Annotated in this window: 11 protein-coding genes; 5 read left to right on the top strand and 6 right to left on the bottom strand. The window is 46.1% G+C overall.

The features are described 5' to 3' along the window. Window positions 1–96: 96 nt before the first annotated feature. The 3 genes from BM331_RS11220 to BM331_RS11210 form a co-directional block, all read right to left on the bottom strand. Window positions 97–1,542: a porin gene (locus BM331_RS11220; RefSeq protein WP_074929547.1), complete on the bottom strand. Its 1,446-nt coding sequence runs from the start codon at window positions 1,540–1,542 to the stop codon at window positions 97–99. Between the two features lie 334 nt (window positions 1,543–1,876). Then, complete coding sequence (locus tag BM331_RS11215; protein WP_074929546.1) at window positions 1,877–2,680, bottom strand: PEP-CTERM/exosortase system-associated acyltransferase; 804 nt, start codon at window positions 2,678–2,680, stop codon at window positions 1,877–1,879. Between the two features lie 125 nt (window positions 2,681–2,805). Beyond that, window positions 2,806–3,579 carry an outer membrane lipoprotein-sorting protein gene (locus BM331_RS11210; protein WP_074929545.1) on the bottom strand — a complete coding sequence of 258 codons (774 nt, stop codon included), beginning with the start codon at window positions 3,577–3,579 and terminating at the stop codon, window positions 2,806–2,808. A gap of 11 nt (window positions 3,580–3,590) precedes the next feature. Here BM331_RS11210 and BM331_RS11205 point away from each other — a divergent pair, with 11 nt between their 5' ends. Continuing rightward, on the top strand, window positions 3,591–4,307 hold the full coding sequence (locus BM331_RS11205) for an ABC transporter ATP-binding protein (RefSeq protein ID WP_074929544.1): 717 nt from the start codon (window positions 3,591–3,593) through the stop codon (window positions 4,305–4,307). A 37-nt stretch (window positions 4,308–4,344) separates the two neighbouring features. Then, on the top strand, window positions 4,345–5,748 hold the full coding sequence (locus BM331_RS11200) for a DUF1302 family protein (protein ID WP_256214905.1): 1,404 nt from the start codon (window positions 4,345–4,347) through the stop codon (window positions 5,746–5,748). A 176-nt stretch (window positions 5,749–5,924) separates the two neighbouring features. Here BM331_RS11200 and BM331_RS11195 read toward each other — a convergent pair whose 3' ends face one another. The 3 genes from BM331_RS11195 to BM331_RS11185 form a co-directional block, all read right to left on the bottom strand. Beyond that, entirely contained in the window at window positions 5,925–7,136 is a 1,212-nt protein-coding gene (locus tag BM331_RS11195) for an ABC transporter permease (protein WP_074929542.1), read from the bottom strand. Window positions 7,137–7,205: 69 nt separating this feature from the next. Continuing rightward, entirely contained in the window at window positions 7,206–7,394 is a 189-nt protein-coding gene (locus BM331_RS11915) for a hypothetical protein (protein WP_074929541.1), read from the bottom strand. 84 nt (window positions 7,395–7,478) lie between these two features. Beyond that, entirely contained in the window at window positions 7,479–7,703 is a 225-nt protein-coding gene (locus BM331_RS11185) for a hypothetical protein (RefSeq protein WP_218154585.1), read from the bottom strand. A 327-nt stretch (window positions 7,704–8,030) separates the two neighbouring features. On the opposite strand from BM331_RS11185, the gene BM331_RS11180 reads away from it, so the two are divergent. From BM331_RS11180 to BM331_RS11170, 3 genes are all read left to right on the top strand, one after another. After that, on the top strand, window positions 8,031–8,270 hold the full coding sequence (locus BM331_RS11180) for a type II toxin-antitoxin system Phd/YefM family antitoxin (protein ID WP_074929539.1): 240 nt from the start codon (window positions 8,031–8,033) through the stop codon (window positions 8,268–8,270). 4 nt (window positions 8,271–8,274) lie between these two features. Continuing rightward, window positions 8,275–8,661, top strand: coding sequence for a type II toxin-antitoxin system VapC family toxin (locus tag BM331_RS11175; protein WP_074929538.1), 387 nt, complete (start codon window positions 8,275–8,277; stop codon window positions 8,659–8,661). 179 nt (window positions 8,662–8,840) lie between these two features. Then, on the top strand, window positions 8,841–9,040 hold a 200-nt coding region (locus tag BM331_RS11170; protein WP_143100942.1), incomplete at its 3' end, for an Rpn family recombination-promoting nuclease/putative transposase.

Genomic DNA, 9,040 nt, shown 5'->3' with positions numbered 1-9,040 from the left:
TATCGTCGCTTACTGTTTGTCCGATAACAAACCAACCTTGAATCTCACCAGAGTCAATACCTTGGTCAAAGCTTGAGGGCTTATCCCGAACTCAGGTTAGAAATAATTCCACTGCACCTGAAATCTCACGACATCACTTTTGAATCGTTCGTTATTTTTTATGTCAGTACGGTTCATCATATGATATTCCGCTGTAAGTTCAACTGCCGGTGAGATCTGCCACTCTACCCCAAATTCCCAATCTTTTACACGATCCTGGGGGGTATTATCCTGGAGTCTCAGTGCACCGTTATAGCGTTGCCATTTGACGAATGGAAGTAAGGTTCCCCAACGAAATCCATCGTATTTATACATTGCCTGAACATAGCCGCCGTTGAGGGAATGGTTGGTAATCGTTTTCTTATCGTCACTTAGGCTGGGGCCATTTCCCCAGTTCCATTCAGCTTGCAAGCCAAAGGGTTGCGGATAAAGTATAGCGTGCACCCCGACACGTTCATCTCTGATACCTTTTTCAGGTACACCCGTAATCTTGGTTTTATCATATTTCGGAACATAACGACCGTGGTAAGCGGATGCACCTACTTCAATAAGCTGGCCGTTTCCAAACTGGAATGGATAGGTGAGACGGCCTACTATATGCACTCCGTTATTCAGGTCAACATTGTTGGGCCCCTGGCCACCAAAAGTACCAAAGGAAAACATACCGTAGTCACCCGTGCCTTTCAGTTTCTTCGCTGCTTTGAACCGCTCTTGTACATGGGTGGGCGTCCACATAAAGAATGCACCGATGTCTCGCTCATTACAACAGTCCATTGCATCGGTGCGGTCAAGTGCGAGACGCTCTGAACTGGATTGTAAGCTTTCGAAGCCGAGCGGAATTTTTGATTGTCCGACCCTAACCCGATATTCCTTGCCTTTATCGAAAAATAGGTCACCATAAGCATCCCTTAAGATGGCGCTACTGGCAAGATCTGCCTGTAAGTAAAAATAGAGATAATCGGTAATATCCCCGGAAAGAGCCAGGCGCGCTCTTTTGATCAAGAAGGATGATTTATCCGGTCCGGCAGATTTGTCCTGCCAGTAGGATGCGCCATCATTGTCTCCCCACAGACTTTTTCCGTAGCGGAATTGTGTATAACCCTTGATGCTGATTCTTTCGTACCATTTTTTTTCTTCCTTGGGTTTTTCTGCAGAGGGTACAGGGGTTCCCGATGCATGTTTGATTTGTTCGTTTGTTTGTTTAGACTGCGTCTCTACGCGCTGTTCGCTATCTTGTGCGGATCTGGTTTCAGCATGTCTGGTGGGTGATTCATCCGGTCTGGACTTTTCTTCGGCTGGGGATTTGGATACCGTTTCTTCCACCTGCTGGAATATGCCCAGCTTGATCCTGTTTTCACCCGGCTCTGCATAAAGTTGTTTGGTGACGGTATCCATGTAGAGGATAAGTTTTTCTGCACAGACCGGAAGCGGAACAGACAAGGTGGGTAATACAAGAAATGTGAGCAGTGCAAATGACCTGATACTTGTAATTTTTGCCATCATTTGTTTAATTTTTATCCTGTTATTAAAGTATAGAAATATACGTCGATCACCATGACTGAGAATAGTAATTAAAATTATTCTTGTGGACTGTTTCAAAAACCGTGAAGATGTATTGATACAGTCGTCGGAATTATCTTGATAGCGAGTGACAGGCGAGTGACAGCCTGGTGACAGTTTTGTTACAGAAATTACGAAAAAATATCTGAATCCGGACAGGACTCCTGCAGCCGGTCAGAAGATCGACCGCCTGGTGCAGGAAGATTAATGCTGAAGGATGAGTGGTAGAACGGACTGCATAATGAAGAGAATGGAATTGCGTTATAGCTTTTGCGTATCAGGTTGATGCGTGGCTTGGTGTGTGGGTACTGATTGGCACAGGATTTATTGATTGCTGGTTTACTCGACTCATCCCAGCTTTGATGTCCTGTGCAATTTCCCGATAGAGCGGGCGAAAGATCGGCCGCATGCTGCTGACAATATTGCTGATTTCTACCATGGATGGAAAGCGCAGGCCATGATGCTCAATAGGTGCACCAATAGATTCCAATTGAGCACCCAGTCTGCTGAAATGGCTAGCCAGCCGTTCTTCGGTCAGCATAAAAAGTACTCTGATATCGTATAGGCGCGCCAATTCAATTGTTCCGATATAAAGCCCAAGCGGAATATAGGGAAAACGCATCATTGGGCCTGTACCAAAGTCCTCTTTAGAGATATTGATGGGGTGATTTTTTTCACCTTTCCGTCGGCGAAAAGCTGCAATAACGGCCAGTCGTGAAACCTCACCAATTTTGTCTTCGGGTAGTTTTGATGGATCTATGATGGAGTAATCGAGCGTCTGGGCACAAGTCTTTTCAAATGGTAAGCGTCTGTCATTACTATTTGACGGAGGACGGATGATACGAGTGCAACCAATAAAGGCATCATTGTGGATACTACGAATCAGAAGATGTAGCGAATGAGCATCATATTCATCAATTTCAAATTTATCAGGTCGTGAAAATTCAAATTGCAGATCTTCACAATAAACGGAATGGCGGACGCGATAGGCTTCGCGTTTTAATTCTTCAGTAAGCGCAGGGACGATTTCAAAATATTGCTTGAAAGACGTGCCTAAATGGGTGGTTTCCTGGGTAAACATGATTGCTCATTTTTGGAAATTGACTGAAATTTTTCAAGAGATTGGCTTTTTACTGCTCAAACAGAGAAAATATCGTCTGTTTATGCCACTAATCTCTTGCTCTCTGGTTCAATTAACCTGCTAACTTATTCAAGTCTTTTCAGGTAATCTTTGGTAAATAGCTTGTCCGGCAGATCGCGCAGTTTCATATCCGAATAATCAAGGATAGAAACTTCATCTGATTTCAACGCATCTTCCATCACGATGCGAGTAGGGCGCATCTCGCCGAGAATGTCATCGAAATTTTCGTAACGACTGGTTTTAAGCAAGCGGCCTGAAACTGAATAGAATTCTGCTTTATAGGGCCTGAAGCTGGATTGATTGACCCACAATAAAACTTTTTGATAGGTGACTGAACGATCTACTCCGATGAGCTCAAGCACATGGTAATCCTCGCCATCAATAGATTCGTTACGCAACAGCTGTGGATGATAGTCGCCAGTAAAATTGGCGCGGGCAATATCACCGTTGGCAACCTGACCTGTCAACCGTTGGGAAAGAGACAGCCGGATTGGCTGCGAGACACTGGGCATAAAAATCCACAGATCGCGCCCTTTCATGAGAATAGTCTGGCCACGCTCGGATGCGGGCTCGGTAATTCTGACGATGCTGTTTTCGTTTCCCTTAGAGAGTACCTGGTAACGATAGAGATCTTCTGCATGATCGGGGGAGGTTGTGCGGATAGCAACATTGACTTGGAAACTCTCCTGTGGAAAGCGAATTTCATCCGCTTTCTCCAGTATACTTTGGGCCGAAATGTCGGTTTTTACTGTGTCTTCCGAGGAAGAAAATGATATTTCTCCCCAAGCCAACAGGAAAAAACCGGCTATTAATGAAAGTAACAAGGAATATTGCCTCATTTTCAATCTCCATGAATAAAGTGTCCGGGTTAGACTACCCTGAAATTGTCTGTGTCGAAAACGTATTCAAGAAATATACCCTGGGTACCAGCCAGGTTCAGGCACTTAGAGAGATCAACTTGCAAATCAAGTTGGGGGAGTTTCTCGCTATTGCTGGGCCTTCAGGTAGTGGTAAATCAACATTGCTCAATCTGATTGGTTGCATTGATACACCTTCTTCCGGAAAGATTTATATTGATGGCCGGGATACCAGTGGACAAACACCAGATCAGTTATCAGAACTGAGAGCTAGAACTATCGGCTTTATTTTTCAGACATTTAATCTTTTTTCAGTTTTGTCGGCAGAAGAGAACGTTGAATATCCTCTACTACAATTCAAAGAGTTAAGTGCCGTCGAGCGCCGTGAACGGGTTGTAAAATTTCTCGACATTGTCGGATTGCGAGAGTTTGCACGGCATCGGCCTAATCAGCTGAGTGGGGGGCAGCGTCAGCGTGTCGCGATTGCCCGGGCACTTGCCACTCATCCAAAAATCATCCTGGCGGATGAACCGACGGCCAACCTGGATCACAAGACAGGCGAAGATATTTTGCAGCTAATGAAACAAATCAATCACAACAGCAGCACTACCTTTATCTTCTCAACGCATGATGCCAAAGTAATGGCAATGGCAGAACGTTTGGTGCGTATTGAAGATGGCCAGCTAGTTGAAGAGGATATGGTTGCCTGACCAGATGCCGCTGCTGTTCTTGACATGCAGAAAGGTGATGATACTGTTTCTGTTGTCATTGATGACATGGTATAGTGCCGGTATCTGCGCCGCCACTGGTAAGGCTGTATCCTTGTCGATCCCCACAGCAGCTTCTCCAGCACAACTGGATACTATCCAGATAGCACAAGTCTCCACGCTGGATGATTTATTTGAGAATGATGCTGCAGATACCAATGAACCTCAGCAATCATTCCGGCAAACGTCTTCCTGGCGCGGGTTTTCGCAACTGGAGTTCGCCGATATTGTTGCCAGTCCCCGGCATGCTTCAAAACTGCGCTTGCGTACTGAGTTATCCAATCTGGGACACCTGAGTCCGAATATAAACTGGAAGCTGAGTGCCCGTCTTGATTATGATGCCATCTACGACATATCCAATTTTTACTCGCGTCAGGTACGTCGCGATCAGCGGCTGGAACTGTTTCTGCGGGAAAACTATCTGGATGTATCCATCGCTGATTTTGACGTTCGTATTGGCCGCCAGCATATCGTCTGGGGAGAAATGGTCGGTCTGTTTTTTGCGGACGTCGTTTCTGCCAAGGATATGCGCGAATTTGTGTTGCCTGATTTCGATATCTTGCGTATTCCACAATGGGCAGTGCGCACCGAATATACCAAAAATGATTTTCATGCTGATTTTGTCTGGATTCCGTTTGCCAGCCTGGATGAAATTGGCCGGCCGGGAGCCGATTTTTATCCGTTCAAGCTCCCCGTTGCTGCACCAGTCAGCTTTTTGAAAGAAGATCGCTCCGGTCGCAATATTTCCAGATCAAATTATGGAATCCGACTTTCTCAATTAATGCATGGCTGGGATGTCTCAGCATTTTATTATCACAGCCTCGACGCCACCCCCACTTTTTACCGGGTCAATCAACCCTGGGAGCCTCTATTATTTCAGGCTCGGCATGGTGAAATAGATCAGGCAGGTGGCACTGTAACTAAAGATCTGGGGCCGGCAGTGCTTAAGGGGGAGTTTGTCTACACGTACGGACGCCGTTTTAATGTGACACGTCCGACAGCATTGGATGGGCTGGTGCGACAGGATACCCTCGATTATGCACTGGGACTGGATTTTACTTTGCCACGGGATATCCGCTTGAATCTGCAGTTTTTTCAGCGCGTTTATTTAGACTATGATCGCGCTATCTTTCAGGATAAATGGGAAAGTGGCGGCAGTATTCTTCTGCAGGGAGATTTATGGCGTGATTTTCAAGGGCAGATGCTGATGATCCACAGCCTGAATCGTGATGAGTGGATGCTGCGCCCTCGCCTCACCTGGAGCTTTGCCAAAAACTGGAAGATGGCAGTAGGGGCGGATATTTTCAACGGCCCTCCCACCGGATTGCTTGGCCGGTTTGATAACAGCGATAGGGTGTATACCGAACTGCGCTTCTCTTTCTGATTGGTAATTCCTGTTGCAGTGACTTTTCGACCGAATGGCTGACTGAATTACTTCACGCCGCTGGCGTTCGCAAAGACGACACACCATACTTCGTCCTCACGAGGAGGCATGGCCGACGCGGTGATCCAGCAACAATCTAGTAGGGGAGCGTAAAATCTTGTCGAAAAATTTTACACTTATATATTTTGCCGTAACGCATCAACGACTGGTACGTGTGAGACATGCCTGGCCGGAAGTATTGCCGCCAGCACGGTAGCAATAAAACCAGTGCCTAATGCAAGCAGCAGAACGGAAGGTACGATCAGGATGTGGGCAATATAGCCAATGTCTGCATTGGGAGGAGGGGGCATGGGGATACCAATGGCAGAAATAATCATGGCCAACAGTATTCCCACACAAGTCCCCAGCCCGCCACCGATTAATCCTAGCAGCAAATTTTCGCTGATAATCAGCCAGAATACCTGATTGCTGCGATTTCCCAATGCCATCATCGTGCCGAATTCTCCGACACGCTCAAAAATACTCATGTTGACACTATTGGCAACACTGAGCAGCACCATAACCAGAATGATGAGCTGCAGCACACCAAATTGTCCCTTGTACAATTCCACCGTTTTTTCGTAGAAATCGTTCAGTTCCACCCAGGTTTTGATTTCCAGCCGGGATGAATCCAGCCATTGCTTCAATTTTGCCGCAACCTGATCAGTTTCTTCAGTATGTTGCAGTGAAATAACGAGTGCATTGACCCCTCCAGTGCCGAGCAACTCCTGTGCAGCAGCAAGGGGAATTCTGATTGCGCGCGCATCAAAATCATTGGAGAAACTCTGAAAAATACCGGTCACCTGGAAATCCAGGCTGTTGAGCGCACCATCAAGTGTGTTGACCAGAAGTGTTACAGGGTCTCCCGGTTTTAGCTGTAGTGCCTGTGCGACACCCTTTCCCAGCAGAATGCCGAATGCATCGCTGTCATTCAGCTGCCGTCCTGCTGTGATACGTACAGAACTGCCCAATTCCGCTTCCAGCTCAGGCTCCACACCCTCACCAATAATCGGCAAATCGCTCCTGCCATTATTCAGCAAGCCGGAAAAATTGAGCCGCGCCATTACCTGCTTAACTTCGGGATTGTTGGTAATGTGTTGTTTAAGCGTATCGGGTGAATCCATTAGAAATTTTTCTGGAGAACGGGAACCGGCTGCAAAATATCCTTGACGATAAACCTGTAAATGCCCGCTTTGTGAGTGAATGAGTGCTTCACCCAGCTGCACGTAGATATCCTGCACCCACCCCCCAGCCAGAATGATGCCGGCAATCCCGGTGATGACTGCAGCCAGCGTCATGAGTGTGTGTATTTTCTGTCGAAAAATATTACGTAATGCAAGTTTAAACATGGTGCGGCGAAGAGGTTTCCAAGGTAGAGCCAAGCGTCATCTTTTGAGGAAAAATGGATAGTTACTGATCTACAGCAATGAAAAACTGCGCAAAATCGCCTCAACTCTTTTATCTTCCTTGGCGAGCTCGTGCAAGGCATGAATCAGCCGCGTAAGCTTTGATCCTTCAGGAGATTGCAGCTCCAGATCACGTTTCAGATCTTGCTCCAGACGTTTAAGGCGAGTATCCATTGGGCGCAATGTTGAAAACGATCCCATACGATAAAGCCAATCAGACCGAATATGCCAGCAATCGTCACCAGCATCAGGTGCTCGATGAAATCCAGTTGTTTATCAATGGCTTCAGAAAATGGCTTCAGAACGATAATCAATCTGTTTTTGTGTGGTATCAAAATGCTGGCCGATAGTATCGAAACGTTGATCCATTTGCTCTTGCGTGATAATGAAGCGCAGCTCTATTTTTTCTTCCAGCGCCTTTTGCCCTACCAGTGACTCGATGATTTCGCGATCACTGATGCGTGGTACGGCATCCACCGCTGTGACAGGTGTGGTCACCAACAAAGTCATGAATAGTAATAAAATTTTGATTATTCTTTCAGTCATGGCTGTAATTATATGAATATATTTATTTGCATATTCATAAACGAATTAATTTGAGAACCAGGTTCCGGATTATTCTGACAATATTTTATCTTCTGCATTCTTCCATTAAGACAAGAATGTAACAGGTAATAGCATATTGACCAATCAGGTTCTGGATTAAATTGCTTTGATAAAGTTGTTCTATCAGCCAGAAAGTATTTTTGCTGAAAATATCAGATTCATTTCAGCTTGCAAAAGCACATTAGCCAGGCTTGACTAATACTCAATTTTATTGGATTTGAGGAGTTCAAGATGCAATCTGTCAATATGCTGGAAGCAAAGTCTTCACTGTCTCGTTTGGTAGATGCCATCGAACAGGGACGGGAGCGTGAAATTATCATCGCCCGCAATGGTCGTCCGGCTGCTCGCCTGGTTGCAATTAAAGAAACATCTTCTGGCCCGCGTATCGGTATCGCCAAAGGCAAGTTTGAAGTGCCGGATAGTATTGATACGTGCAATGAAGAAATTGCACAGTTATTTACGGGAGAATGACGCCTTGAATCTGTTATTGGATACGCATGTTGCTTTATGGGCGATTACAGATCATCCCGGGTTGTCGTCAAGCGCAAAAACCTTGATCGAGTCGTCTAAAACAAGTGTTTGGGTAAATGTGGTCAGTTTGTGGGAGATTGCAATCAGGCATGCATTGAACCGGGGCGAGATGCCGGTTTCCAGTCAGGATGCCGCGTTATATTTTCGTGAATCAGGCTATCAACTACTGTCTATTGAAACAGAGCATGTGATAGCTGTGGAGGAGCTGCCCTCCTGCCATCAGGATCCATTTGATCGGATGCTGGTTGTACAGGCGCTGATTGAGCCGATGCGGTTGCTAACGCATGATGCAGTTATTGCTCGCTACAGTGACACAATCATCCGGATTTGATGAAATTTCGTTCAAATAGAAATTTGGAATTCGACATTGCGAAACCCAACGGGTTGAAGTAATCCAGTAGGAAGGGTAGCGAAGGCACTGGATCGCTGCGCTGGTGACACCGTTTCGCGAAAATGAGCTGGAATTTATTCACGCCTGTTTTATTTTTCCGCTTCCGTTAGACTTGTCCAATGAATCACGATCACGGATATAAACTGCTGTTTTCCCACGCTGAAATGGTGGCAGACCTGCTGCGTGGCTTTGTGAAAGAAGACTGGGTTAATGAACTTGATTTCTCCACACTGGAGAAAATCAACGGCAGCTATATCAGCGATGACTTAAGAGAGCGCCAGGACGACATCATCTGGCGTTTGCGCCGCAAGCAAGGCAA

Source organism: Nitrosomonas eutropha, assembly GCF_900116685.1.
In the GTDB taxonomy this organism is placed as follows: domain Bacteria; phylum Pseudomonadota; class Gammaproteobacteria; order Burkholderiales; family Nitrosomonadaceae; genus Nitrosomonas; species Nitrosomonas eutropha_A.
This window is presented reverse-complemented; position numbering and strand designations above follow the sequence as displayed.